The sequence below is a fragment of the Plantibacter sp. genome (assembly GCF_059073635.1).
On the sequence record NZ_JCACOF010000010.1, the window covers coordinates 298,524 to 323,789 of the forward strand.

General features: G+C 70.9%; 19 protein-coding genes and 3 pseudogenes. 12 read left to right on the forward strand and 10 right to left on the reverse strand.

The window, feature by feature from the left end; all coding sequences use genetic code 11:
* Positions 1–4 precede the first annotated feature (4 nt).
* Positions 5–688, reverse strand: coding sequence for an MtrAB system response regulator MtrA (gene mtrA, locus AC5JOC_RS13610; RefSeq protein WP_064295232.1), 684 nt, complete (start codon positions 686–688; stop codon positions 5–7).
* Positions 689–904: 216 nt separating this feature from the next.
* Between mtrA and AC5JOC_RS13615 the strand changes: the two genes are divergently transcribed.
* From AC5JOC_RS13615 to AC5JOC_RS13635, 5 genes and pseudogenes are all read left to right on the forward strand, one after another.
* Entirely contained in the window at positions 905–2,332 is a 1,428-nt protein-coding gene (locus AC5JOC_RS13615; protein WP_494246569.1) for a DUF7847 domain-containing protein, read from the forward strand.
* Positions 2,329–2,997, forward strand: a complete 669-nt coding sequence (locus AC5JOC_RS13620) for a DUF4129 domain-containing protein (RefSeq protein ID WP_274500751.1) — start codon at positions 2,329–2,331, stop codon at positions 2,995–2,997. The genes AC5JOC_RS13615 and AC5JOC_RS13620 overlap by 4 nt, the downstream gene beginning before the upstream one ends.
* On the forward strand, positions 2,994–4,211 hold the full coding sequence (locus AC5JOC_RS13625; protein WP_274500750.1) for a DUF4350 domain-containing protein: 1,218 nt from the start codon (positions 2,994–2,996) through the stop codon (positions 4,209–4,211). Before AC5JOC_RS13620 ends, AC5JOC_RS13625 begins: the two co-directional genes overlap by 4 nt.
* Positions 4,208–5,198, forward strand: a pseudogene (locus AC5JOC_RS13630) (AAA family ATPase). The gene AC5JOC_RS13625 and the pseudogene AC5JOC_RS13630 overlap by 4 nt, the downstream one beginning before the upstream one ends.
* Positions 5,199–6,506, forward strand: coding sequence for a DUF58 domain-containing protein (locus tag AC5JOC_RS13635; RefSeq protein ID WP_494246570.1), 1,308 nt, complete (start codon positions 5,199–5,201; stop codon positions 6,504–6,506).
* A gap of 60 nt (positions 6,507–6,566) precedes the next feature.
* Here AC5JOC_RS13635 and AC5JOC_RS13640 read toward each other — a convergent pair whose 3' ends face one another.
* The gene (locus AC5JOC_RS13640; protein WP_411558604.1) at positions 6,567–7,433 is read right to left on the reverse strand and encodes a LysR family substrate-binding domain-containing protein; all 867 of its coding nucleotides are present in this window, start codon (positions 7,431–7,433) and stop codon (positions 6,567–6,569) included.
* A gap of 98 nt (positions 7,434–7,531) precedes the next feature.
* Here AC5JOC_RS13640 and AC5JOC_RS13645 point away from each other — a divergent pair, with 98 nt between their 5' ends.
* Positions 7,532–7,927 (forward strand): DUF5997 family protein, encoded by a 396-nt coding sequence (locus AC5JOC_RS13645; protein ID WP_056012681.1) that lies wholly within the window; start codon positions 7,532–7,534, stop codon positions 7,925–7,927.
* 3 nt (positions 7,928–7,930) lie between these two features.
* Here AC5JOC_RS13645 and AC5JOC_RS13650 read toward each other — a convergent pair.
* A pseudogene (locus AC5JOC_RS13650) lies at positions 7,931–8,927 on the reverse strand (stage II sporulation protein M).
* A gap of 67 nt (positions 8,928–8,994) precedes the next feature.
* On the opposite strand from AC5JOC_RS13650, the gene AC5JOC_RS13655 reads away from it, so the two are divergent.
* A complete protein-coding gene (locus tag AC5JOC_RS13655) occupies positions 8,995–9,855 on the forward strand; it encodes an RDD family protein (protein WP_085513390.1) in 861 nt (286 codons plus the stop codon).
* Positions 9,856–9,877: 22 nt separating this feature from the next.
* On the opposite strand, the gene ahcY is transcribed toward AC5JOC_RS13655, so the two are convergent.
* Together ahcY and AC5JOC_RS13665 are read right to left on the reverse strand one after the other, a co-directional pair.
* Positions 9,878–11,368 carry an adenosylhomocysteinase gene (gene ahcY, locus AC5JOC_RS13660; RefSeq protein ID WP_079707263.1) on the reverse strand — a complete coding sequence of 497 codons (1,491 nt, stop codon included), beginning with the start codon at positions 11,366–11,368 and terminating at the stop codon, positions 9,878–9,880.
* Between the two features lie 82 nt (positions 11,369–11,450).
* Positions 11,451–11,660 (reverse strand): DUF3499 family protein, encoded by a 210-nt coding sequence (locus AC5JOC_RS13665; protein ID WP_369808449.1) that lies wholly within the window; start codon positions 11,658–11,660, stop codon positions 11,451–11,453.
* Between the two features lie 107 nt (positions 11,661–11,767).
* Here AC5JOC_RS13665 and AC5JOC_RS13670 point away from each other — a divergent pair, with 107 nt between their 5' ends.
* Positions 11,768–12,205 (forward strand): metallopeptidase family protein, encoded by a 438-nt coding sequence (locus AC5JOC_RS13670; RefSeq protein WP_064295223.1) that lies wholly within the window; start codon positions 11,768–11,770, stop codon positions 12,203–12,205.
* A gap of 16 nt (positions 12,206–12,221) precedes the next feature.
* Here AC5JOC_RS13670 and AC5JOC_RS13675 read toward each other — a convergent pair whose 3' ends face one another.
* The 4 genes and pseudogenes from AC5JOC_RS13675 to galE all read right to left on the reverse strand — a co-directional run bounded on the left by AC5JOC_RS13675 (position 12,222) and on the right by galE (position 18,602).
* Positions 12,222–13,505 (reverse strand): DUF5719 family protein, encoded by a 1,284-nt coding sequence (locus AC5JOC_RS13675; protein ID WP_494246571.1) that lies wholly within the window; start codon positions 13,503–13,505, stop codon positions 12,222–12,224.
* A gap of 2,849 nt (positions 13,506–16,354) precedes the next feature.
* Positions 16,355–17,011: pseudogene (locus AC5JOC_RS13680) on the reverse strand (glycosyltransferase family 2 protein); the annotation flags it as partial.
* Positions 17,012–17,122: 111 nt separating this feature from the next.
* Positions 17,123–17,452 (reverse strand): WhiB family transcriptional regulator, encoded by a 330-nt coding sequence (locus tag AC5JOC_RS13685; RefSeq protein ID WP_079002812.1) that lies wholly within the window; start codon positions 17,450–17,452, stop codon positions 17,123–17,125.
* Between the two features lie 187 nt (positions 17,453–17,639).
* Positions 17,640–18,602, reverse strand: coding sequence for a UDP-glucose 4-epimerase GalE (galE, locus tag AC5JOC_RS13690; RefSeq protein ID WP_159879353.1), 963 nt, complete (start codon positions 18,600–18,602; stop codon positions 17,640–17,642).
* A 292-nt stretch (positions 18,603–18,894) separates the two neighbouring features.
* Between galE and AC5JOC_RS13695 the strand changes: the two genes are divergently transcribed.
* Positions 18,895–19,875, forward strand: coding sequence for a GlxA family transcriptional regulator (locus AC5JOC_RS13695; RefSeq protein WP_124769652.1), 981 nt, complete (start codon positions 18,895–18,897; stop codon positions 19,873–19,875).
* 31 nt (positions 19,876–19,906) lie between these two features.
* Here the strand turns inward: AC5JOC_RS13695 and manA are convergent, their stop codons facing one another.
* Entirely contained in the window at positions 19,907–21,106 is a 1,200-nt protein-coding gene (gene manA / locus AC5JOC_RS13700) for a mannose-6-phosphate isomerase, class I (RefSeq protein ID WP_494246572.1), read from the reverse strand.
* Between the two features lie 196 nt (positions 21,107–21,302).
* On the opposite strand from manA, the gene AC5JOC_RS13705 reads away from it, so the two are divergent.
* Genes AC5JOC_RS13705 through AC5JOC_RS13715 form a run of 3 tightly spaced genes read left to right on the forward strand, consistent with a single transcriptional unit; the run spans position 21,303 to position 25,250 of the window.
* Positions 21,303–22,481, forward strand: coding sequence for an acyl-CoA dehydrogenase family protein (locus AC5JOC_RS13705; protein WP_086474313.1), 1,179 nt, complete (start codon positions 21,303–21,305; stop codon positions 22,479–22,481).
* Between the two features lie 56 nt (positions 22,482–22,537).
* Entirely contained in the window at positions 22,538–23,965 is a 1,428-nt protein-coding gene (locus AC5JOC_RS13710; protein ID WP_494246573.1) for an O-antigen ligase family protein, read from the forward strand.
* A 7-nt stretch (positions 23,966–23,972) separates the two neighbouring features.
* Positions 23,973–25,250: an O-antigen ligase family protein gene (locus AC5JOC_RS13715; protein ID WP_274500741.1), complete on the forward strand. Its 1,278-nt coding sequence runs from the start codon at positions 23,973–23,975 to the stop codon at positions 25,248–25,250.
* Positions 25,251–25,266: the final 16 nt, after the last annotated feature.

The following is a 25,266-nucleotide window of genomic DNA, read 5'->3' on the forward strand; positions in this document are numbered from 1 at the left end:
CGGATCAGCCGGTGACCGCGCCGGCGCGGTATCCGACGCCACGCACCGTCATGACGATCTTCGGGTTGTCGGGGTCTTCCTCGACCTTCGCGCGGAGCCGCTGCACGTGGACGTTCACGAGTCGGGTGTCGGCCTTGTAGTGGTATCCCCAGACCTGTTCGAGCAGCATCTCGCGGGTGAACACCTGCTGGGGTTTGCTCGCCAGTGCGAGGAGGAGGTCGAACTCCAGCGGCGTGAGCCCGATGACCCCGTCGGCGCGACGGACCTCGTGGCCCGCGACGTCCACGGTGAGGTCGCCGATGCGGAGGGTCTCCGCGAGGTCGGCGGCCGGCGCGCGCAGCCGCGTGCGGATCCGGGCGACGAGCTCCTTCGGGTTGAACGGCTTCACCATGTAGTCGTCGGCGCCGGACTCGAGCCCCTTCACCACGTCCGCGGTGTCGGACTTCGCGGTCAGCATGATGACCGGGACACCGGACTCCTGACGGATCAGGCGGCACACCTCGATCCCGTCGATCCCCGGGAGCATGAGGTCGAGGAGGACGAGGTCGGGCTTGGTGTCGCGGAACGCCTGGAGCGCGCCGCCCCCGTCCGCGCAGAACGACGGCTCGAAGCCCTCGGTGCGCAGCACGATGCCGATCATCTCGGCGAGTGCGGTGTCGTCGTCGACGACGAGAATGCGTGCGTTCATAGCTCCGTCTCGGGTGTGACCGGCCGGCCGCGCTGCCTGACCGGTGTCCTTACGTCTCGCCTCAGCGTAGTCGAAGTGTCCAGGAGAACCGCCGAACCGCCGGTCGCGGGCAGGCTCGGTGTGACAACATGGAGGGGTTCGAGACGGCGAGGGGGTGTTGCTGATGGACACGGAACAGCGAGCCGGGGGCGAGATGGGCGATCAGGATCCGAACCCGTGGGCGACCCCGCAGGGGCCACGAGCAGCCGGTGGCGCCGGAGCAGGCGACACCGCAGCCGCTGCCACCGCAGCAGGGGTATCCACAGCAGCCCGGCTATCCGCCGCTGCCGCCGCAGGGAGCCCCACAGCAGCCCGGGTACCCGCCGCAGCAGGGATACCCACGCGCGCAGCAGATACCGCAGCAGCCGGTATCCGGCGCAGGCGGGGTACCCACAGCCGGGATACGGCCAGCAGCCGTATCCGCAGCAGATCCCGCCCCAGTACACCCAGCCGTACCCCCAGGCTCAGCAGCCCGGGTACGGGACCCCTCCCTCGGCTCCGACCGCCGCCTACGACGCGAACCCGTACGCGACCGGTGCGTCCTGGGCCCCGGGTCCCCAGCAGGGATGGGCACCGCCGCCGAAGCCGGGGCTCATCCCGCTCCGGCCGCTGTCCTTCAGCGACCTGTTCGGCGCCCCCTTCCTCGTGCTGCGACGCAACCCGAAGGCGACGTTCGGGAGCGCCCTCCTCCTGCAGGGTCTCACCGCCGTCCTCTCCCTCGTCATCGTCGGCGTCGTCACCTGGCTCTCGTTGAGCCGGCTGTCGCAGGCGGCCCCCGGCGAGGAGGACGCCATCAGCGCCGGGGCGATCACGGCCATCATCCTGTCCTTCCTGATCCCGGTGGCGGTCTCGATCGCCGGCAGCGCGATCCTGCAGGGCATCATCGCGCAAGAGGTCGCTCGCGGCACCCTCGGCGAGAAGTTGCCGCTCGGCGTGCTCTGGCGACGCACGAAGGCGCGGTTCCTGCCGCTCATCGGCTACACCTTCCTCCTGATCGGTGTCGTGACGGTGTTCATCGCCGTCGCGGTTGGCCTCGGATTCGTGCTGACCGGTCTCGGCGGGACCGCGGGCGTGGCCCTGACGGTGGTCATGGGCATCGGCGCACTGCTCGTCCTGATCGCCGCTTCCGTGTGGCTCGGGACGAAGTTCTCCCTCACACCGAGCATCATCGTCCTCGAGAACGGCAAGGTCTTCGCCTCGCTCGCTCGCTCCTGGCGCCTGACCGACGGCTATTTCTGGCGGACCTTCGGCGTCCAGTTCCTCGTCTCCTCGGTCGTCAGTGTCGCGTCGCAGGTCGTCGCGACCCCGATCAGCCTGCTCGCGAGTCTCGTCCCCGTGCTGTTCGTCGGGGTGGACTCGGAGGCGACCATGATCGTCGCCACCATCGCCGCGCAGGGCCTGTCACTGCTCGTCTCCGTCATCATCGGTGCGATCACGGTCGTCGTCATCAGTGCCACGTCGGCGGTCATCTATGTGGACCTGCGGATGCGCAAGGAGGGGCTCGACCTCGACCTCGCGCGGTTCGTCGAGGCGCGCGCCGGCGGTCGCGAGACGGTCGACAACCCCTTCGACGTCGCCGCCGCCGGAGGCAAAGCGACCCGATGAGCCCGCTGTTCCTCGCGTCGCGCCTCGACGTCCCGCTCGTCCCTGATGCACCGGGCGCCCGGGACCTCCTGCAGCGTGAGCTGTCGAAGCCCGAGTACCAGACAGCGCAACCGTCGTTGTGGGACATCGTGTCGAAGGCGTTCTGGGACTGGGTGAACTCCCTCCGGGTGCCGGGTGAGGGCCCGTTCACCGGCCTGTTCCCGATCATCGCGATGACCGTGGTCGTCGTCGGGATCGTCATCGCGTTCATCGTGTGGGGCGTCCCCCGCCTCAACCGGCGGAGCGCCCGTCAGCTCGACCTCTTCGGCGAACGCGACGATCGGACCGCCGATCGGTTGCGCCAGGACGCGAGGACCGCCGCCGCGGCCGGCGACTGGACCCTCGCGCTCCAGGAGCTGTACCGGGCGATCGCTCGCGGACTGTCCGAGCGGACGATCGTCGTGGTCACCCCCGGCACGACGGCGCACGGTTTCGCCGCCCGGGCGGCGGCCGCGTTCCCGCAGGACGGGCGGGCGCTCGCGGAGGCCGCGGACGTCTTCGACGCCGTCCGCTACCTCGAGGCGACGGGCACCGAGGCACAGTACCGTGAGCTCGAAGCGCTCGACGCACGGCTCTCCGCCGCCGCGCCGCAGCTGCTCGCCGACCCCGAGGAGCTGGTCCGGTGACGCTCACGATGAAGCCCACGGTGCAGCGGGAGCCCGAGCCCGACGTCGCCACGCCTCGGCTGCGAACCCGGCTGCGACGGAACCGGTTCTGGATCGTCGCGGCGGTCTTCGCGGTCGGGATCGCCCTCGTGCTCATGTTCGCGACGCGAGGCGCGTCGATCGACGCAGCCTTGCTCAGCCCGGGCAACCAGACCCCGAACGGCGGACGCGCGCTCGCGCAGGTGCTCCGCCAGGAGGGCGTCACCGTGACGGAGACCACCTCGCTCGACGCGACGCTCGAGGCGGTCGAGGACACCGACAGCACCGTCCTCCTGTTCGATCCCAGCGGACTGCTCGACGCCTCGCAGCTCGAGCGGTTGAGCGACGCCGACGCCGGACTCGTCGTCGTCACCCCCCGGGCCGCGGCGCTCCGCACCCTGTTCCCCGGCGTCTCGTTCGCGGGCAGCTCGGACACCGCCGACGTCCTGTCGTCCGACTGCGGCGACCCCACCGCCGAGCGGGCGGGGACGGTCACCGGTGGCTGGACCCTGTACACGACCACCGACGCCGACGCCGAGCGCTGTTTCACCGCCGACGGCGGCGGGAGCGCGGTCGTGACGCAGGCGGACGGCGCACGGGTGCTGCTCGGCTCGGCCGACGCCCTGACGAACGATGTCATCGACCGTGCGGGGAACGCCGCCCTCGCGCTCGGCCTGCTCGGCTCCACCGAGCAGTTGGTCTGGTACCTGCCGAGCCTCGCCGACGTGCCGGTCACCGGTCCCCCGAGCCTCGACGAGCTGACGCCGAGCTGGGTCGCCGGAGTCACCGGCACCGTCGTCGTCACGGCGATCCTGGCCATGTTCTGGCGCGGACGACGCTTCGGCCCGCTCGTCATCGAGGACCTGCCCGTCGCGGTCCGCGCGAGCGAGACGATGGAGGGGCGCGCACGCCTCTACCAGCGGTCCGGCAACCGTCAGCGGGCGCTCGACGCACTGCGGATCGGCACCGTGTCCCGCCTCGCGGTCGCCGCAGGCCTCTCCCGCCACGCCTCGGTCGTCGAGGTCGCCGACACGGTCGCCGGGCTCGCCGGACTCGACCCTCGGCACGTGCGGTCCGTCCTGCTCGACGCCGTACCGACGAGCGACGCCGACCTCGTCTCCCTGTCCGATCACCTGCTCGATCTCGAAGCCGCCGTCGCGCGCGCCACGGACCTCACCGGAAGGAACCATCCATGACCGACGCCCCCGTGCCAGGATCCACCGCACCGAACCCCGACGACCTCCGGCGAGCACTCGCCCAGGTCCGGGTCGAGGTCGGCAAGGCCGTCGTGGGTCAGGACGCCGCCGTCACCGGGCTCGTCATCGCGCTTCTCGCCAAGGGCCACGCGCTCCTCGAGGGTGTGCCCGGCGTCGCGAAGACGCTCCTCGTCCGCTCGCTCAGCCACGCGCTGAGTCTGGACACGAAGCGCGTGCAGTTCACGCCCGACCTCATGCCCGGCGACGTCACCGGGCTCGCTCGTCTACGACGCCAAGACCGGCGAGTTCGAGTTCCGCGAGGGCCCGGTGTTCACGAACATCCTGCTCGCCGACGAGATCAACCGCACACCCCCGAAGACCCAGTCCGCCCTGCTGGAGGCGATGGAGGAGCGCCAGGTCAGCGTCGACGGCCGTTCGCTCCCACTCCCGGACCCGTTCATCGTGGCCGCCACGCAGAACCCGATCGAGTACGAGGGCACCTACACGCTCCCCGAGGCGCAGCTCGACCGCTTCCTGCTGAAGCTCGTCCTCGACGTGCCCGAACGCGACGTCGAGGTGGAGGTGCTCCGTCGGCATTCCGCCGGGTTCAGCCCGCGCGACCTCACGGCTGCGGGTGTCAGGCCGGTCATGGGCGCGGCCGATCTGCGGGCGGCGCAGCTCGAGGTCGGACGCGTGGGTGCCAGCGCCGACGTCCTCGCCTACATCGTCGACCTCGCGCGCGCCACTCGGCGCAGCCCGTCCGTCCGGCTCGGGGTCAGCCCTCGAGGGACGACCGCCCTCCTCGCGTCGGCGAAGGCCTGGGCCTGGCTGAGCGGCTACCAGTCGATCACCCCCGACCACGTGCAGACGATGGTCCTCCCGGTGTGGCGCCACCGCATGCAGCTGCGGCCCGAGGCCGAGCTCGAGGGTGTCTCGGTCGACGCGATCCTGCGTTCGATCATGCAGCAGGTGCAGGTGCCCATCTAGATGGCCGTCACCGGGAGGTTCGTCGCGCTCGTCGCGTTCGGCATCGTGCCGATCGTGGTGCTCGGCGTGCTCACGGGCGACGCGGCTCCGGCGTTCATCGCGTGGCTCGTGCTCGCCGCCGCGCTCGGAGCGGTCGACCTCGTGGTCGCCGGTTCGCCTCGGGACATCGTCCTGCAACGGCAGCTGCCGTCCCGGGTCCGGCTCGGTGACTCGGCGACGAGCACCCTCTTCCTCACCAACCGCGGAGGTCGCCGCGTCCGGGCGCTGGTGCGCGACGCCTGGCAGCCGTCCGCCGGCGCGCCCGCCGAGCGACTCCGCGTCGACCTCCCGCCCGGTGAGCGGCGGAGCGTCAGCCTGGTGCTCACCCCGTTCCGTCGGGGCGAGCGACGGGTGTCCCAGGTCACGGTGCGGTCGTTCGGTCCGCTCGGTCTCCTGGCTCGACAGGCGACGCTGAACAGCGCCGGGCACCTCCGGGTCCTGCCGGCGTTCAACTCCCGGAAGCACCTCCCGAGCCGGATCGCACGCCTCCGCGAGCTCGACGGCGCGACGAGCGTCATGGTCCGCGGTCAGGGCACCGAGTTCGACTCCCTCCGCGAATACGTGCGAGGTGATGACGTCCGTTCGATCGACTGGCGTGCCACGGCACGACGCGGCGACGTCATGATCCGCACCTGGCGGCCCGAGCGCGACCGCCGGGTCGTCATCGTCACCGACACCGGCCGCACCTCCGCCGCGCGCATCGCCGACGAGCCGCGCATCGACACCGCGTTCGAAGCCGCGCTCCTCCTGGCCGCGCTCGCCACGAGAGCAGGCGACCGCATCGACTATCTCGCCTACGACCGTCGCGTGCGTGGTCGCGTCCAGGGGGCGACCGGCGCCGAACTCCTCTCCAGGATGGTCGATGCGATGGCGCTCGTCGACCCGGAACTCATCGAGACCGACTGGGACGCCGTCCCCGGCCAGGTCAGGCAGATCACGAACCAGCGCGCCCTCGTCGTCCTGCAGACCTCGATCGACGCCCCCGGGGCCGCGCGCGGGCTCCTCGCCGTCCTCCCCCAGCTCACGCAGCGCCACACGGTCGTCGTGACGAGCGTCGTCGACCCGGCGACCCTCGAGGCCACGCGCGACCGCGGCGACCGCGAGACCGTCTACCGCGCCGCTGCGGCCGAACGCGCCCTGCTGGACATCGAACGCGTGTCGGCGGCGATCAGACAGCTCGGGGCCGACGTCGTCACCGGTTCGCCGGAGACCCTGCCCCCGGCGCTCGCCGACGCCTACATCGCGCTCAAGGCCTCCGGTCGGCTCTAGCCCGATCCGTCGCCGATCGAGCGGCTTCCTCCGAGTGCCGGCCGGAACCGGATCGACGGGTCAGCGGCCCTTACGCTTCTTGCGGCGTTCCCGGGCGAGCTCCTCCTGCTTGGCCTTGCGCGCGGCGAGCTGGGCGCCTCGGCTCGTCCCGGCGGCGGTGCCCTGGGTCGAACCGGCCTTCGGCGCCTTCCGTCGTCTCGCGGCCTGCTGCGGTGCAGGAGCGGCGGCCTGCTCGGTCGGGGCGGACCGTCGCGAGCTGTTGGCCGTGCGTCCGCGCACGATGCCGATGAACTCCTCCACGGCTTCGTCCTCGCGGTCCTGCGGCCAGACCAGCACGACCGGGATCGAAGGAAGACCGACGATCGGACGGTACTCCACGTCCTTCCGCTGGTGCAGTCGCGCGACCGACTGCGGGACCACGACGATCCCGACCTCGGACGCGGCCAGTTCGACCGCTGCCTCCGGGTCGTCGGTCAACGGGGCCGCCGGGGCGTCGAACCCGAGCACGGCGGCACGTTCGGCCCACTCGAGGACGAGCGGCGTCATGATCAGCTGCTCGTCGGCGAGCGCGGCCATCCCGACCGTGTCCTCGGCTCCGAGTGCAGCGCCCTTGGCGAAGACGACGACGGGGAGTTCCTCGAACAGGGCGATCGTGTTCAGCCCGTCCTGGTCGATCGGGACCCGGGCGAGCACGACGTCCGCCGCACCGGAGGCCAGGACCGCTCGCTGCTCGTCGAGGTCCACTCGGATCAGGCGGAGTTCGTCGTCCGGACGGCGCTCGCTCCAGATGCGCGCCCACTTCCCCGGGTTCACGCCGCGCGCGTAGGCGACGGTCAGCGCCGGCGGGACGATCTCCGGCACCGTGTCGGCACCGATCCCGTCGTCGCCGACCTCGATCCCGTCGACCTGGTCGTCCTGCCTGTCCATCGAAGCCTCCACTGCTCGGCTTGCCACACTACTGCAGCTCAGTCGACGGGTGATCCGGCCGGTTGGGCGAGGACACCGCAGCGAGGTACGCTGAGCGGATGGGTGCGAGCGAACAGATCATGAAACCGGCGACCGCGGCGAAGAAGCTCGGGGTCTACCTGCCGGCGACCCCGGCGTCGTTCCAGGAGGAGCCGATCACGCGGTCGGCGTTCCTCGAACTGCAGGCGAACCCGGCGGACTGGCTCGTCGAGCTCCGCAAGAACGGACCGCACCCGCGCGACGTCGTCGCCCGCAAGCTCGGCGTGTCGACCTCCGGTCTGGCTCGCGCCGAGATCACCGAGGCGTTGACCACCGAACAGATCCAGGAGCTCCTCCGCACGCTGCCCGCCTGGCTCGTGCAGGAGCGCGCCGTCCACGCCGAGGTGAACGCCGAGAACGCCCGGGTCAACGCGAGGAACGCCGAGCGCCGCGCACGATCCGAAGCCGGCGAGTAGCCGTCAGCCGGCGACGATCCGCTTCGCGCCGGCCTCGAACTCAGCCAGGTCACCGCGCTCGCCCGAGCGGTACGCGCGGCCGCCCCACCAGCACATGTAGCGTCAGGAATGCGGCGAGCGCTCCCCCGCCGATGAGCATCTTGACCGCCCACGGCCACGGTGCGGGCGTCACGAAACCCTCGACGAGCCCCGAGACGAAGAGCACGATCACCAGCCCGATGGCGATCGTGAACAGCGCTCGGCCCTCCTCGGCAAGCGCCTGGCCCCTCGTCCGTGGCCCCGGTGCCACCCAGGCCCAGAAGATGCGCAGACCCGCCGCTGCCGCGACGAACACCGCCGTGAGCTCGAGCATGCCGTGCGGGAGGATGTACTCGAAGAACACGTCGCCCTTGCCGTAGGCGAACATGACCCCTGCGGCCTGCCCGACCCCCTGGGCGTTGGTGACGATGATGTACGGGACCCAGACACCGCTGATGCCGAACGCGACGCATTGCGCTGCGATCCACGCGTTGTTCGTCCACACCTGGCCGGCGAAGCTCGCGGCCGGGTTGTTGGAGTAGTAGGCGACGAAGTCGTCCTCGACGTACTGCTTGAGCTGGGCGTCGGTACCGAGGTTCGCGAGGACCTGCGGGTTGCCGGCGATCCACACGGCGTACAGGGTCGCGATGACGACCGTCGCGACCGCGACGGCGAGGGTCACCCACCGGACCCGGTAGAGCGCGGCCGGCAGCGCCAGGACGAAGAACCGCGGGACACTCGACAACACGTTCGCGCTGGCCCCGGTGAACCGGAGGCGCGCCCGCGACAGCGACACCGAGAGGCGGTCGCCGACGAGGGTCGATCCGGCCGTCGTCTTGATCGCGGAGAGCTGGGTCGCTCCGGCCTGGTAGCGGTCGATCAGCTCGTCGGCCTCCGGCCCGCTGAAGAACCGCTGCTTGCCGAGCGCGTCGAGGCGGTCCCATTCCTGGCGGTGGGCTGCGGAGTAGGCGTCGAGGTCCATCGCAGCCATGCTACGCGGTGGTGGCGCTCCATGGCCGGTCCCCCGCGCATCTGCTTGAATGGAGCACATGTCCGAACCGGCCCGGGTCCCGCTGCACGAGACGACGCTGGACGACGGCACCGAGCTGATCACCGGCGAGGCGGTCGCCCTCGACGTGCGGCCCACCGGATTCATCCTGCGCGCGGCGGGCGCCATCATCGACTACGTGGTGTCCATCCTCGTGTTCGTCGGCCTCATGCTCGCGATGTTCTCCTGGATCCTGTCCGGGGTCGCCATGGACACCGCGATGTTCACCGCCATCGTGCTCGGCCTGACGGTGCTCTGCCTCGTCGTCCTGCCGGCAGCGGTCGAGATCGCCACCCGCGGACGGTCGCTCGGCAGACTCGTGGTCGGTGCCCGCATCGTCCGGGACGACGGGGGTGCACCCGGCTTCCGGCACGCGTTCATCCGTGCCCTCACCGGGTACTTCGAGATCTACGCCACAGCTGGTGGCATCGCCGCACTCACCGGCCTGCTCAGTGCTCGCTCGAAGCGCCTCGGCGACGTGCTCGCCGGGACCTACAGTCAACGTGAGCGTCTGCCGCGGGTGGTGGAGCCCGTCGCGATGATCCCACCGCAGCTCGCGGCCTGGGCCGGCGGTGCCGACGTGGCCCGGCTGCCCGATCCGCTGGCGCGGCGCGTCACCCAGTTCCTCAAGCAGGCCGGATCGCTCACCCCGGCCACGAGGACCCGATTGGCGGCCGAACTCGCGGCAGAGGTGTCCCGATTCGTGTCGCCGCTGCCGATCGCTCCGCCGGAGGCGTTCCTCGTCGGTGTCTCCGTCATCCGCCGGGAGCGCGAGTACCAGGCCCAACTCGCGGCCCGTCAGCGCCTGTCACTCCTCCAGCCGGTGCTGAGCGGTCAGCCGCACCGGTTCCCCGACCGCTGAGGCGGGGAACCGGCGGCACCGCCTAGTAGCGGTAGTGGTCGACCTTGTACGGGCCCTCGACCGGCACGCCGATGTAGTCGGCCTGCTCGCCCGTGAGCGTCGTCAGCTGCACGCCGAGCGCGTCGAGGTGCAGGCGTGCGACCTTCTCGTCGAGGTGCTTCGGCAGCACGTACACGCCGATCGGGTACTCCTCGATCCGCGTCCAGAGCTCGAGCTGTGCGAGCACCTGGTTCGTGAAGGAGTTGCTCATCACGAACGAGGGGTGCCCCGTCGCGTTCCCGAGGTTCATGAGTCGTCCCTCGCTGAGCACGAGGACGCTGCGCCCCGTGGGGAGGCGCCACTCGTGGACCTGGGGCTTGATCTCGATCTTCTCGGCGCCCTCGAGCGCCTCGAGCGAGGCCATGTCGATCTCGTTGTCGAAGTGCCCGACGTTCGAGACGATCGCGAGGTGCTTGAGCGCGAGGATGTGATCGAGGGTGACGACGTTGAAGTTGCCGGTGCACGTCACGATGATGTCGACCTGGTCGGCGACGCTCTCGAGGGTCGCGACCTGGAAGCCGTCCATCGACGCCTGGAGGGCGCAGATCGGGTCGACCTCGGAGACGATGACCCGAGCGCCCTGGCCGCGGAGGGCCTCAGCTGCACCCTTGCCGACGTCGCCGTAGCCCGCGACGAAGACGACCTTGCCACCGATGAGCACGTCGGTCGCGCGGTTGAGGCCGTCCGGCAGCGAGTGCCGGATGCCGTACTTGTTGTCGAACTTGCTCTTCGTGACCGAGTCGTTCACGTTGATCGCGGGGAACAGCAGCTCACCCTGCTTCGCCAGCTCGTAGAGGCGGTGGACACCGGTGGTGGTCTCCTCGGTCACGCCGAGGATGTCGGCGGCGACCTTCGTCCAACGGTCGCTGCTGCCGGCGAGCGAACGACGGAGCACGTCGAGGACGATGCTGTACTCGTGGCTGTCGGCGTCGGTCGTGTCGGGGACCGCTCCGGCCAGCTCGAACCGACGGCCCTGGTGGACGAGCATGCTCGCGTCGCCGCCGTCGTCGAGGATGAGGTTGGGTCCGGTCCACTCGGCTCCGGCCGTGGCGGCCTCGGTCGACCAGTCGAAGATCTGCTCGGTGCACCACCAGTACTCTTCGAGCGTCTCGCCCTTCCAAGCGAAGACCGGCACGCCGGCCGGTGCCTCGACGGTCCCGTGCGGACCGACGGCGACGGCCGCCGCCGCCTCGTCCTGGGTCGAGAAGATGTTGCAGCTCGCCCAGCGCACCTGGGCACCGAGCGCGACGAGTGTCTCGATGAGCACCGCGGTCTGCACCGTCATGTGCAGCGAACCGGCGATGCGGGCACCGGCGAGCGGCTGGCTCGCGCCGAACTCCTCGCGGAGGGCCATCAGGCCGGGCATCTCGTTCTCGGCGAGGCGGAGCTGGTGTCGGCCGGCCTCGGCGAGCGACAGGTCGGCCACCTTGTAGGGCAGGGTGGTCGTGGGGGCAGTCGGTGCGGAAGAACTCATGACGCCATTCTCGCAGACCGTCAGGCGTCGTGGACCTTCATGTCGGGCCCGAGATCGGCACGGCGCGGTGGCGCGCCGACGGTCAGGAGCCGTAGCCGACGTCGCCGAGGACGCTGTGCTTCACGACGCTCCAGCCCTGCGGCACGCTCAGCCGTACGGCGTGGATGGAGCAGAGGTCGTAGCTGTGCGGGCTCTTCTCGATGCTCAGCGGACCGAGGACGGCCATCGAGTCGCGGTAGTCGTAGGTCAGCGTCGCCACGGGCTCGCGCGAGCAGCCGACCTTCGAACACATCCTGTCCACCATTTGCCCCAGCGTAGCCCGCGGGCGCCGGCGGCACCGTCCGGCTCGCCGGTCGAGCGGGTCTGAACCGGGCCGCCGACCACACCTAGACTGGACGCATGGCGCAGGCTGACGAGGAGACGCGAGGCGCCCTCTCGCGCCGCCGATCACGGCACGGTCGCAACGGTCGGTCGAGCGTCGTCGGACCGGACGTGCCACCGATCGACACCCGGATCGACCAGTTCGACCTGACGGTCGCCACCACCGCCGACTACCTCCGCGGAGCCTGGCCCGCCGAACTCGCCGACGTCCGGTTCGAGGTCGGCGCGATGCCGGCGCAGAACTCCGGGACGGACGGCGTCGACCGCTGGTTCGTCGACCGAGCACGCCGACGCATCATCCTGTACCGGTTGCCCATCCAGCGGATGAGCAAGCTCCACCGGAACGACGAGCTGCATCAGCGCATGATGGTGGAGAGCTGCGTGTTCCGCGCCGTCGCCGAGCTCCTCGGCAAGGACCCCTGGGACCTCGGGCCGGAACGCTACCGGTTCCTCTGACCCGAGGCCGCCGCGGTCAGCGCGGGTAGACGCTGATCGGCGCCGCCAGCGGGTTCGGCGGCGTGACCGGCAGCGACGTGAGCCGCCCCGCCGCAGCGAGACTGATCGAGGCGTGGAGGCCGTCGGCCCCGGCGAGGACGTAGCTCTGACCGGCGCCGACGCCGATGGTCACCGCCGCTCCGGCGCCGACCTTCGCCGTGGTCTCCTTGCCGTCAGCCCCCGTCAACGTGAGTTCGGCGTCGGAGCCAGACGGGTTGAAGACGTGGAGCTTCTGCCCCGGCCCGGTGGGGACCGTGAGGGCCGCGGTGTCGTCGAGTGCGGGCGTCGCTCCGAACCAGGCGAAGTCCTCGAGCGTTCCGCCGCGCGAGTTCGTCCTGGCCGCCGCGACCACCGGTCGGGTCGAGGTGACCTCCAGCGAGAACTCACCGGCCGGGAGTTCGGCCAGGGCGATCTCACCGGGAACGCCCGGCTGGATGGTCGCGTCGATGACGATCGGCTCGTCCTTCGCATTCTCTCGGGTGGCGGTGATGACGACGTCGGCTGGCTCGGATCCCGGCGCGAACAGTCTGAGGGCCGTGGCCCGGTCGTCGACGGACGCGGTGTCGGAGCTCGCGCCTGCGGCCGCGGGGGCCGTGACGACGACACCGGGGATCACGAGGTCGGTCGAAGGCGACGCGGTCGGCCCCTGGACCTCGACGCCACCGGGGGTCAGGACGCGGACCGTGCTCTGCTGGAGCGCGGCCACCACCTGGCCGCCCTCGCTCGTCACGTGCACGACCGGGGTCGGCTCGTTGGGTGCGAGGCCGGTGAGGGCGATCACGCGCTGCGTGCCGGTGGCGACGACGATCCCGGCGGCACCCGGAGCGTCGATCCGCCCGGCGGCACCGAAGACCTCGAGGGTCACGTTCGCGTCGACGGCCGACGGGTTGCTCAAGAGGATCAGGGTGGTACGACCGATGTCGCTCGAACCACCGACGAGCCAGCTCTCGGCCGATGCCGGCGTGCAGGCGGCGGCCGCCAGACCGGCGACCTCGGCTTCGGCGGCGATCTGCGACTGCGCGCCACTCAGGGGCGTCACCGTGCCGTCGGTCGCGCCGGGGACGGTGATCACCGTGGGTCCGCCGTCCGCCGCACCGCTCGTGTTGTCGGGTGCGGCCAGCTCACTCGTCGTGGGCGTCACCCCGTTCGCTCCGAAGTCGACACTCGCCGGGCCGAAGGAGCCGGCTGCCGTGGCGGCCGTCGCGTCCTGGGCCAGGGCGAGCAGCGGCCCCGGGCACACGACCGACTGGTCGCCGGCCACCGGGGTGACTCGGATGTCCTGAGGGGCGATCTCGACCGTCGGGAGGGGCAGCTGCCCGGCCGCTGCGATCGTGACCGCGGCGATCCCGATCCCGACGAGGCCGGTGACGATCCGACCGGAGGTGATGGCGACTCCGCGCTTACTGGGCATGCGGCTGCTCCGTTCCCGGGGTGTCCCGGCGGGTGGTGTCGGGATCCGGCGTCGTCTCGGTCGAGTCGCTCGGATCCGGATCGGGCACGGCGACATCGCCCGTGGCGACCGCCGGTTCGTCGGGGACCTGGTCGGCTGTGGTGTTCGTGTCGCGTCGCGTCGGCGTCTGGAGTCGACCCGGTCACGTCGCGGTCCGTGTCGACGGTGTCGTCCGTGACCGGCACGGTTCCATCGCGAGCGACGGTGTCGTCGGCCGACCCGGTGTCGACGGTCGATGCACGGTCGTCGACGGACTCGGCGTCATCGGCTGGTTCGGCAGTCACCGCCGCGGGCGCGGGCGCCTCGGCGGAGGCCTGACCCCGACGCCACCAGCGCGGCTTGGGCGGGCGGGTCGACGCGTCGGCGGTGTCGGCCGACTCGGATCCCTCCGCCTCGTCGTCGAGATCGGCGGTCGGTTCCTCGTCGTCATAGGTGCCGGTCGCGTCGTCGTCGATCACCGCGACCGTCGCCCCGGAGGCGGCCGCCTTACGAGCGGCACGGCCCTTCAGCTTCGCCGGCTTCCTGGATCCCGCGCGGTACCCGTCGCGGGACGCACCGTTGGGGATGCTCAGGAGCAGGGTGATGAGGAACACGACGCCCAGGCCGACACCGATGAGGGTGCCGAGCACGTTGGACGTGGGGAGCTCGGGACCGGTGCCGACGTCCGCGACGGTGCGCCAGAGCGTCCCGCTCGTCGTGTCGCCGACGGCGACCAGCGCCGCGTTGGCGTCGAGCGCACTCGCCGCACGGCCGGCGGTCTGACCCGCCACCGTCTGCTCCTCGCCGTCGGCGACCGGCGACAGCAGCACGAAGGCGATGCCGTGCTCGACGAGGGTCTCCGTCGGGTCCAGTCCGCTCTGCGACGCGAGGTTGCCGGCGAGCTCGGCGACGACGCGGTCGTCCGAGGACACGCCGGGGGCCGTCTGGGCGATGGTCGACTGGCCGTCGAGCGTCTCCCCCTGGCCACGGATGACGACCGCGGTGATGGTCCCGTCGTCGCCGGGCGTGATGACGAGGGTGCCGAGCCGAGGATCGGTCTGCGTCGCGGCCGTCACGTAGGCGGGCAACTGGCGACCGGAGCTCTCACGGACCACCGAGGTGCCGAGGGGCTGGGCGAGGGCGAGCGGGAGGGCGATCACCGCGGCGGCGAGGACCATGACGAGCGCCGGGACAGCCCGGAACCGCGGGATGCGGTCGAGGCCGAGGGTCGCAGCGCCCACGATCCCGAGCCAGTAGAGGCTGATCGCCGCGCCGGCCCAGACGGGGACGGCCGTTCCGGCGGCGGAGGCGAGGAGGAGATGCGTGGCGAACACCGCCGACACGAGTCCGAGGAACGCCGCGATCAGCAACGGGACGGCCCGTCTGGAGCCCGGGAGGAACAGGGCCAGCAGAGCGACGATCGCGAGTGGCGCGAGCAGCGCGGGTACCACGATGGCGGGAGTCGCACCCGGCAGCCCGAGCGCTGCGCCGAGCTGGCTCCATCCACCCAGGCTGCCGCCGGGGAAGCCGAGGGACAGTTGCCAGCCGGACGCCGCGGTCCCGGGCGTCGCGACGCCCGGGTCGGCGAGGAGTCCGAGCCAGTTGTCGCGATGGAGCCCCTGCTGCCAGATGAGCGGGGCGAACAGCGCGATGGCGGGGATCGGGACGAGTCCGACCCTGGCGACACCTCGACCGGCGAAGACCATCGCGACGACCCAGATGACGAGCAACGCCGGGGCGAGGGACGGCGAGCTCGCTGTGATCGCTGCGAACAGGAAGGCGCTCGTGCCGGCTGCGGCCCACGACCGGGACGCGACCACACCCGCGTAGAAGAGCCAGGGCAGCAGGACATGGACGATGACGGCGGCGGGACGACCGTCGGCGAGCGCGGTCAGGAGCGTCGGGGCGAGCGCCCAGAGCAGCGCCGCCACCGCACGAGGACCGCTGCGCTCCGTGAGCCGGGTGGCGGCGAACCAGGCGCCGAGCGCCGAGAGCGGCAGCGCGAGCAGGAAGAGCAGGACCAGGGAGAACGAAGGCTGCCAGAAGGTGATGGTCCCGAGCACCGCGAGGACCGCACTGAACGGGTCGGCGGCACCGACGAAGCCGAGGCCGACGTCGCGCCACCCGAAGCCGATGTGCTGCCAGAGTTCGCCGACGGTCGCCGAGAGCGGGAGGAGTCCCCCACCGGTGAGGTACGTGGCTCCGAGGAGCGGAGCGAGGATCGCCGCTCCGATGACCGCCGTCGCGAGGACGACCCAGGCGCCTCCGCCGGAGAAGAAGCGGAGGTCGCGTTCCTCACCGATGAAGCCGATCTGCGTCGCCTCCCGCGCGAGCGCGCGTTTGCGTCGGACCTCGTCGAGTCGCATCCGCAAGCCGGCGATGCTCGACCAGCCCAAGGTGCGGTTCTTCGCGAGCTGGCGCCGGGCACTCCCGACCTTCGTTCCGGAGAACGCGACGGCGAACGCCGCCGAGAGCTCGCCCAGCACGAGCTCGGGTTGCTTCTTCACGAAGTGGCCGATGACCCGCAGGATGGCGAGGGGCACGAGGCTGAGCCAGTGCACGGGGACCATGATCCCGGGCGCATAGACGAGACGCCGGTGGAGCTGTGCGGCGCGGGCCTGGCGATGGCGACGACGACGCGCGCCGAGCCGGTTCGACCAGGAGGGCCCGGCGATGCCTTCGCCGGCGGAGGCGACCCGCGCCGTCGGCACGACCGCGACCAGGTAGCCCGCGAGGCGGGTCCTGATGCAGAAGTCGAGGGCGTCGTCCGCCACGAGGGCCTGGTCGAAGCCGCCCAACTGGTCCCACAGCTGATGGCGCACGAGCATGCCGGCCGGACCGACCGCCATCACGTCGTTCATCGTGTCGTGCTGGGCCTGGTCGAGCTCGTCCTCGACCACCGGGACCGCCGCCCCGAGGGTGGTGATCGTCTCGCCGTAGCGACGGAGGAACGACGCGTCGTCCCAGTCGAGGATCTTCGGGCCGGCCACACCGACGGACGGCGAGACCTCGAGGGCGCCCAACAGGGCGGCGAGCGCCGTCGGCTCGGGAGCCGTGTCCTCGGAGAGCAACCAGAGCATCTGCTCGGCGTCCTCCGGCTGATCGGTGACGCGGACGCCGGCGGCCACAGCTTGCGCGAAGCTGAGGTCCTCGGTCGAGGTCACGAGCTTCATGCCGGGGACGCGACCGAGTTCCTCGATCGTCGCCTCACTCGCGCGGGTGGCGACGGCGATGATCCCGTCCGCCGGACGGGTCTGGGCACGGAGGGCGTCGAGCGTGCGTGCGAGCGGCTCTGAGCCGTCGCGCACCACGAGAATCGCCGTTACTCGGGGAGACATCGGATTCAGACTAAGCGGGTCCGGCCGGAAGAGCGGGAACCGAGCGGGCGCGCCCCGAATCGGGGGTGTTCCGGTGAGTCGGGAGCGGTTCGGTCAGCGTCCGGCGACGGGTCAGACGGCGCGTTTGCGGAGTTTGCGACGCTCGCGTTCGGACAGGCCGCCCCAGATGCCGAAGCGCTCGTCGTTCGCGAGTGCGTACTCGAGGCACTGCGACTTGACGTCGCAGCTGGTGCAGATCCGCTTCGCGTCGCGCGTGGAGCCACCCTTCTCGGGGAAGAACGCCTCAGGGTCGGTCTGCGCGCACAGCGCGTCGGTCTGCCAGGAGAGCTGGGTGTCGTCCTCGCCCTCGGCAGCGGGCTGACGGACGCCGGGGACTCCGAGATTGACCGGATCGACGAACCAGTCGTCGGGTACTCCGGCACGATACTCAGGAATCGCCATACCGTCTCCCCACCTAGTCGTACCCTGCGCCACGCGGCGCGATACATAATTACACCCTTGTAGTTATGGTCGAGTCAAGTCGCACATCGTAAAGCCTCAATCACGAGGTGAGGGTTCGCGACGCGCCGGGTGTGACCCGAACTGGGTGTCGGGGCCTGCCTGGGCGGATCGATGCGGTCGCGCGACGTCAGTCGGCGGCGCGCCTGGCCCGCCATGCGCTCTCCACCATCTGGCGCAGATCGTGTCGCATCCGCCAGTCGAGATCGCGAGCTGCGAGCGCACCGGACGCGACGATCCGCGCGGGGTCGCCCGCCCTCCGCGGCATGATCTCGGGGGTGAAGTCGATCCCGGTCACCTCCGCCATCGCGGTCATGATCTCGCCGACGCTCGACCCGTCGCCGCTCCCGAGGTTGTAGGCGGCCTCGAGGGACTCACCCGCATCGAGCCGCTTGGCTGCGGCGACGTGCGCGGCCGCGAGATCCGCGACGTGCAGGTAGTCGCGGACGCAGGTGCCGTCCGGCGTCGGGTAGTCGTCACCGTTGATGCGGGGGGTGCGTCCGGCGAGAAGCGCGTCGAAGACGAGTGGGAAGAGGTTGTGTGGGCTCGTGTCGTAGACCTCGTCCGTCCCGGAACCGACGACGTTGAAGTACCGCAGCGAGGTGTGACGCAGCCCGGTGGCGACACCCTGGTCGCGGAGCAGCCACTCGCCGATGAGCTTGGACTCGCCGTAGGGCGACTCGGGCGCTTTCGGGGTGTCCTCGGTGACCAGGTCGACGTCCGTCGTCCCGTACACCGCGGCGCTCGACGAGAAGACGATGCGCTCCACCCGGTGCTCCTCCATCGCGGCGAGCAGCATCGCGGTGGCCGTGACGTTCTGGGCGTAGGTGTGGAGCGGGCGCTGCACGGAGACACCCGCGTACTTGTACCCGGCGACATGGACGACACCGCTCAGCTCGAACTCGGAGAAGGTGCGCTCGAGGACCGAGCCGTCGAGCAGGGTTCCGCGGACGAACGGCACCCCGGCCGGGACGAAGCGCTCGTGCCCGCTCGACAGGTCGTCGAGGACGACGACGTCGATCCCCTCCGCCTGGAAGGCCCGAACCACATGGGCTCCGATGTATCCGGCTCCGCCCGTCACCAGCCACGCCACGATGCTTCCTCCAGGGAGTCCTCCACCTGCCGTGCTGCAGACGGAGTGACCAGACTACTGGAGGCGCGTGCCCCGTGCGGCGGGGCGGACTGGGGACGCGGCGATAGCCGTCCGTCAGGACGGCACGGATGGTCGCGGCGGAGGCGACGACCGCGACGAGGACGATGAGGAAGCCGACGACGAGTGCGATGATGGACATGTCTGAAACTCTAGGAATAGCGAAAAACTGCCACCAGTGGCAGGATGGACGCAAAGCAGCACATTCCTGCCAAATCGATCATCCGGAGGTCCCATGCTGTCGAAGGTCGCCCTGCTCGCCATTCCGGGGCTGCAACCGTTCGAGTTCAGCGTCGTCTGCGAGGTCTTCGGCATCGACCGGTCGGACCAGGGCGGTCCCGCCTTCGACCTCCGCATCGTCACGAAGGACCCAGGTCCGGTCCGGATGAACCTGAGCGACGACGGTGCGCGGGGCTTCGACATGATCGTCGACGACGACCTGTCCTTCGCGGCCGAGGCGGACCTCGTGGTGATCACCGGTCGTGGCGGATCGCGTGGCGGAGCGGTCGACGAGGCCTACCTCGACGTCCTCCGAGCGGCGGAGGCGCGGGGTGCCTGGGTCCTCAGCGTGTGCAGCGGGTCGTTCGTCCTCGGTCAGGCGGGGCTGCTCGACGGTCGCCGCAGCACGACCCACTGGATGTACACCAGCGAGCAGCAGACGATGTTCCCGGGCACCACCGTCGACCCCGACGTGCTGTTCGTCGAGGACCGCAAGGTCATCACGGGCGCGGGGACCGCTGCCGGCATCGACGCGTGTCTGCACCTGGTACGACAGGAGTACGGCGCGGCGAGCGCCAACGTCATCGCCCGCCGGATGGTCGTCCCGCCACAGCGCGACGGCGGTCAGGCGCAGTACGTCCTCTCCCCCGTCGCGGCGCAGCAGTGCGAGTCGCTCGCCCCGGTCGTCGACTGGATGCTCGACCACCTCGCCGAGGACCTGCCCATCGGGCGTCTCGCGCGGCAGGCGCACATGTCCGAGCGGACCTTCGCACGCCGCTTCCGCTCGGAGCTCGGCAGCACGCCGGCCGCTTGGTTGAACCGGCAACGCCTGTTCCGAGCGCAGGAGATGCTCGAACGCACCGACCACGGTGTCGAGCGGATCGCTGCGGACACCGGGTTCGGCACCGCGGCGGTCCTCCGTCACCACTTCGACCGCGTCCTCGGCACCACGCCCGCCGCCTACCGGCGGAGTTTCGGGATGCGGGAGAGCGCCTGAGCTGCGTGGACCGGACCAGTCGGCCGGGCGGTCAGCCCTGGGTCGTCGCGAGGAAGAGGGTCCCGGTCCCGGAGAAGCGCAGTTCCGCCTCGTCGGGCGTGATGAAGGCGTAGCCACCTCGAGCGAGCTCCACCGACGAGGTGGCTCCGGTGATCCGCACCGAACCGTCGGTCACGATCGCGATGCCGGGTCCGGGGAGGTGGAACGAGGGATCCTGCTCGGACGGCTCTGCGGGCAGATCCACCCGCAGCAGCTCGAAGTCCGGCACGTCCGGGACGAAGAGGCTGCGTCCCCCACCCAGGTCCGTCGGGGTCAGCCACGGCACCGGCCGCGGCTCGAACTCCAGGACCTCGAGCAGCTCGGGCACGTCGACGTGCTTCGGCGTGAGCCCGCCGCGCAGGACGTTGTCGCTCGCGGCCATGAGCTCGACGCCGATCCCCCTGAGGTAGGCGTGGATGTTGCCGGCGGGGAGGTAGAGCGCTTCGCCGGCTCGCAACGTGACGAGGTTGAGGAGCAGGGCGACCGCGATGCCGGGATCGCCCGGATACTCCTCCGCGAGCCGCCCGACCAGGGCCCGCTCGGCGTCGAATGCACCCGACCCGGGAGCCGCGGCGGACGCGACGAGGGCGTCGAGCAGCCCGCCGGGGAGCTGTTCGAGCAGGATCCGCACGGTGTCGCGGAGCCCGTCGGGGGCGGCCAGCATCCCGCGGAGCATCGTGATGCGCGCTGCCGCAGCCGGATCGGGTGCCGAGGCCACCAGCTCGACGAGCAGCGCATCGGTCGCGGCGAGTTCGCGGAACCCGCAGAGCGCCTCGAAGCCGTCCCGGAGCGCGACGATGAGTTCCGGCTTGTGGAGCGCGTCCTTGTAGTTGCGGTGCGGAGCGTCGAGCGGCACACCTCGCGCGTTCTCGGCGGCGAAGCCCGCGGCGGCCCGGTGCAGGTCGGGGTGGGCCTGCAGCGAGAGCGGATGGGCCGCTGCGAGGACCTTGAGGAGGAACGGCAGCGAGCCGTGCCCGCCGAGCGCGGCGGGATCGGCGGCGAGCCAGCTTTCGAGATCAGCGTGCCCTCCCACCCTCGGCGGATCCGCGATCGGCGTCGGAGCCCCGGGGTGTGCGCCGAGCCAGAGTTCCGCCTCCGGACGTCCCGAGGGCTCGGACCCGAGCACCTCCGCGATCGCCGTCGACGACCCCCACGCGTAGTCACGAGGAGTGGCACGGAGCGGCACGAACATGGTGGGGCCCTTTCGACGGACGAGGGTGACGCGCCAGCCGGACCCTGGGGCCGCTTGGCGTCGTCCTACAAGCCGTGCGACGCGGTCGCCCGGCACCGTGCACCAAACTACCAAGCCGTTGTCCGCGCCGAGCACACCTGCCTAGGCTGGCCGGGACGCCGATCCGGCGCCAGCGGACGCAATGGAGCAACGGACCATGATCTTCGAACCCCTCGCCAGCGACTTCTACGGCTTCGAGAGCCTCCTGACGGCTCCCGAGCAGGAGGCCATCGCCCGCCTCCGAGCCTGGGCCGAGACCGAGGCGAAGCCGATCGTGAACGAGTACTGGGAGCGGGCCGAGTTCCCGAAGCACCTCATCACCCCGCTCCTCGAGCTCGACGTCGCCAGGTGGGCCTGGCCGGAGACGACGCCGTTCGAGAACAGCGCCGTGTTCCGCGGCCTCGCCTCGATGGAGCTCTCCCGGATCGACGCGTCGATCTCCACCTTCGTCGGCGTGCAGGACGGTCTCACCATGGGATCGATCAGTGAGTGCGGCTCGCAGGAGCAGCAGGACGAGTGGCTCCCGAAGCTCGCCTCGGGCGAGGTCCTCGGTGCGTTCGGCCTCACCGAGCCGCAGTCGGGGTCGGACAGCGCACAGGGGCTTCGCACCACGGCCACGAGGGACGGCGACGACTGGATCCTGTCCGGCTCCAAACGGTGGATCGGCAACGCGACCTTCAGTGACATCACGATCATCTGGGCGAAGGACACGGCCGACGGTCAGGTGAAGGGCTTCATCGTGCCGACCGACTCCCCCGGCTACTCCGCGACCAAGATCGAGGGCAAGATCAGCCTGCGCATGGTGCAGAACGCCGACATCACCCTCGAGGACGTCCGGGTCCCCGAGCGCCTCCGGCTGCAGCACGCGAACTCCTTCCGCGACACGGCGAAGGTCCTGCGGCTCACCCGCGCCGGCGTCGCCTGGTCGAGTGTCGGCGTCGCTGTCGGCGCGTACGAGGCGGCGGTCGCCTACGCCAAGGAGCGCGTGCAGTTCGGCAAGCCGATCGCGGGCCACCAGCTGATCCAGGACCTCCTCTCGAAGTGCCTCGGGAACATCACGGCATCGATGGCGATGTGCGTCCGGGTCTCGCAGATGCTCGACGAGGGCACCCAGCGCGACGAGCACTCCGCGCTCGCCAAGGCGTTCTGCACCGCGCGGATGCGCGAGACGGTCGCCTGGGCACGGGAGATCATGGGCGGGAACGGCATCGTGCTGGACTACCACGCCGCCCGGTTCTTCGCGGATGCCGAAGCCCTCTACAGCTATGAGGGCACGCGGGAGATGAACGCGCTCATCGTCGGGCGGGCCATCACCGGCACTGCGGCGTTCGTCTGACCACCGCGCTCGACGAGGGCCTGGGTGGCGGCCGCAGCCGCTACCCTGGGGGCACGATGCTGTCAACCGAACCCGCCCCGCCCCGCCCGCCGGCAGCGCTGACGACACGCGCGCTCGTCGTCAGGCACGTCGCCGTGTTCGCGACGTTCGCGGTCCTCGCCGGGACGTTCTGGACGAACCTCTTCACCATCTGGGGGTACACGGCGGTGGCCCTGGTCTCAGGCGGCGCCGCGCTCGCGTGCCTGATGGTCGTCCGCCCGAAGTGGCGGCGCACCCGGGTGCCGTGGTCGCTCGTCGGGTACGGGGCGCTGTCGATCGTCTCGCTCGCCTGGTCCGCCTACCCCAGCGGCACGGCCGCGACCCTGCTCGGTGCGGCGCTCTGCACCATCCTCGGCGTGACCCTCGCCGGCTGCTTCACCTGGCCCGAGGTCATCCGGGTCCTCGGACGTGCCGTGACGTGGGTGCTGTCACTCTCCCTCCTCTTCGAGTTCGTCGTCGCGGCGATCATCCGGCACCCGGTGCTCCCCAACTTCTACGCCGGTGACGCGGCGGACCCGCCGTTGCTCGACTACTGGTCGCGGGACCTCCTGTTCTCCGGAGGACGCATCCAGGGCATCTCGGGGAACGCCAACCTCCTCGCCGTGGTGGCGCTGCTCGGGATCATCGTCTTCGGGCTTCGGCTGGCGGCGCGGCGCGACGAGCCCGGCGCAGCCAGGCTGACCGGCCCGGAACGTCGCTGGACCCTGCTCATCCGCCTCGGTCTCTCCGTCGTGATGTTCCTCCTGAGCTTCTCGACCACCATCCTGCTCGCCGCCGTGGTGACGGCGGTGGTCCTCGCCGCTGCACTCGCGATCCGTCGGGCACCTCGCCCGGAGGCGAGGACACCGGTGTACCTCGGCTTCCTCGGCATCGGGGTCGTCGGCGCGGTGGGAGCGGTCGTCTTCCGGACGCAACTCCTCGGCCTCCTCGGGAAGAGCCCGGACCTCACCGGTCGACTCGACATCTGGGCGACCGTCTGGCGCCTCATCGAACAGCGGCCGGTCTTCGGTTGGGGCTTCTCGAGCCCGTGGGCACCGTGGGAGCCGCTCTTCACCGACCTCGTCATCCGACGCGGCGTCCGACAGCTCCAGGCGCACAACGCCTGGCTCGACGTCTGGTTCCAACTCGGCATCGTCGGCCTCGTGCTCTTCGCCGCGGTCGTCCTGTCCATGTTGACCCGCACCTGGTTCCTGGCCGTCGACCGTCCGCGCGTCGACCTCGACGCACATCGGCCGTACACGGCCCTCTCGCTCGCTCCCGTCCTCATCGCGGTCTCTCTCGTCGTGCAGTCGGTCGCGGAGAGTCGACTGCTCATCGAATCCGGCTGGGTCCTCCTCGTGCTCCTCGTCGTGAAGACGAAGCAGGAACCTGCCTGGCCGATCCCCACCGTCGCAGCCTCGTCCGACCTCGCACTCGCGCACCGCCGCGACGTCGTCGACGGATGAGCCCGGCGTGAGACCGGCGGACTTCGACGCGTTCTCCGTCGCCGCGCGCGTCCTGTCGTCTGCGCCGTTGGCCGCCGCGTTCGCCACCATCGCCGTCGCGACCGCCTTCGGTGAGCACCTCGTCACGAGCCTGATCGGTGTCGCCGGGTTCAGCGCGATGCTCGTGGGCCTCGCGACGATCGGTACGGGCATCCTCCTCGCACGCCTCCCCATCATCGAGTGGCGTGGCCTCCTGCCGATATCAGTCCTGCTGTTCCTCGCCTGGAGCGCGCTGTCGCTGGTGTGGAGCGCCACGCCGCTCGCGACCGTGCCCGCTATCGGCGGACAGCTCGCGTGGGCCTTCATCGCCATCGTGATCGCGCTGACCCGCGACACCATCCAGATCGTCCGGGCGACGGGCACCGCCTTCCGCGCGCTCCTCGGCACCTCACTGGCACTCGAGGTCGTGAGCGGCGTCCTCATCGACACCCCGCTGCCGTTCCTCGGGATCAGCGGGAACCTCGCCTTCGGTGGCCCGTTGGAGGGGGTCTTCGGAAGCCGGAGCGCTCTCGGCATCACGGCTCTGCTCGGTCTCGTCACCTTCGTCGTCGAATGGCGGACCCGTTCCGTGCGTCATGGGGTGACGATCGGGTCCATCGCCCTCGCCGCCGGGCTCATCCTCGGCACCCGCTCGCCGAGCATCGCGCTCCTCGCCGCGACCCTCGGCATCGCGACCGCCGTGCTCTACGTCTTCCGGCAACTCCGTCCGGAACTGCGCCGCACCTGGCAGTTCGTCCTCCTCACCGTCCTCGCGCTCGTCGGCCTCATCGGGTACTTCTTCCGATCCGAGGTGTTCCGCGTCCTCGGTCTCGGACTCGAGATCGAGCAGCGTTACGCACTCTGGCAGGAGACCCTGCGACGCCTGGCCCCGAGCGAGATCAACGGCTGGGGATGGACGGGTGGCTGGGTCTCCGATGCGGTCCCGTACCGGTTCATCGACGCGGGCCTCGGCCGCGCGAACGACTCGGCGCTGAACGCCTACCTGGACGTGTACCTGCAGCTCGGACTGATCGGGCTCGCCCTGTTCCTCCTCCTCGGCGGCCTGGCGCTCGTGCGGACCTGGCTCATCGCGACCAATCGGCGCAGCGTCGTGCACGTCTGGGCTGCGCTCATCGTCGTGACCCTGCTCGCATCGGGCGCCGCGGAGAGCAGCCTGCTGCTGAGCGGCGGCTGGCTGCTCCTCGTGGTCTGCGCGGTCATCGGTGCCGGCGGGCTGAGCTGGCGGCACAGGCTCCCCGAACGCTGAACCCGGCCCGCGCGGA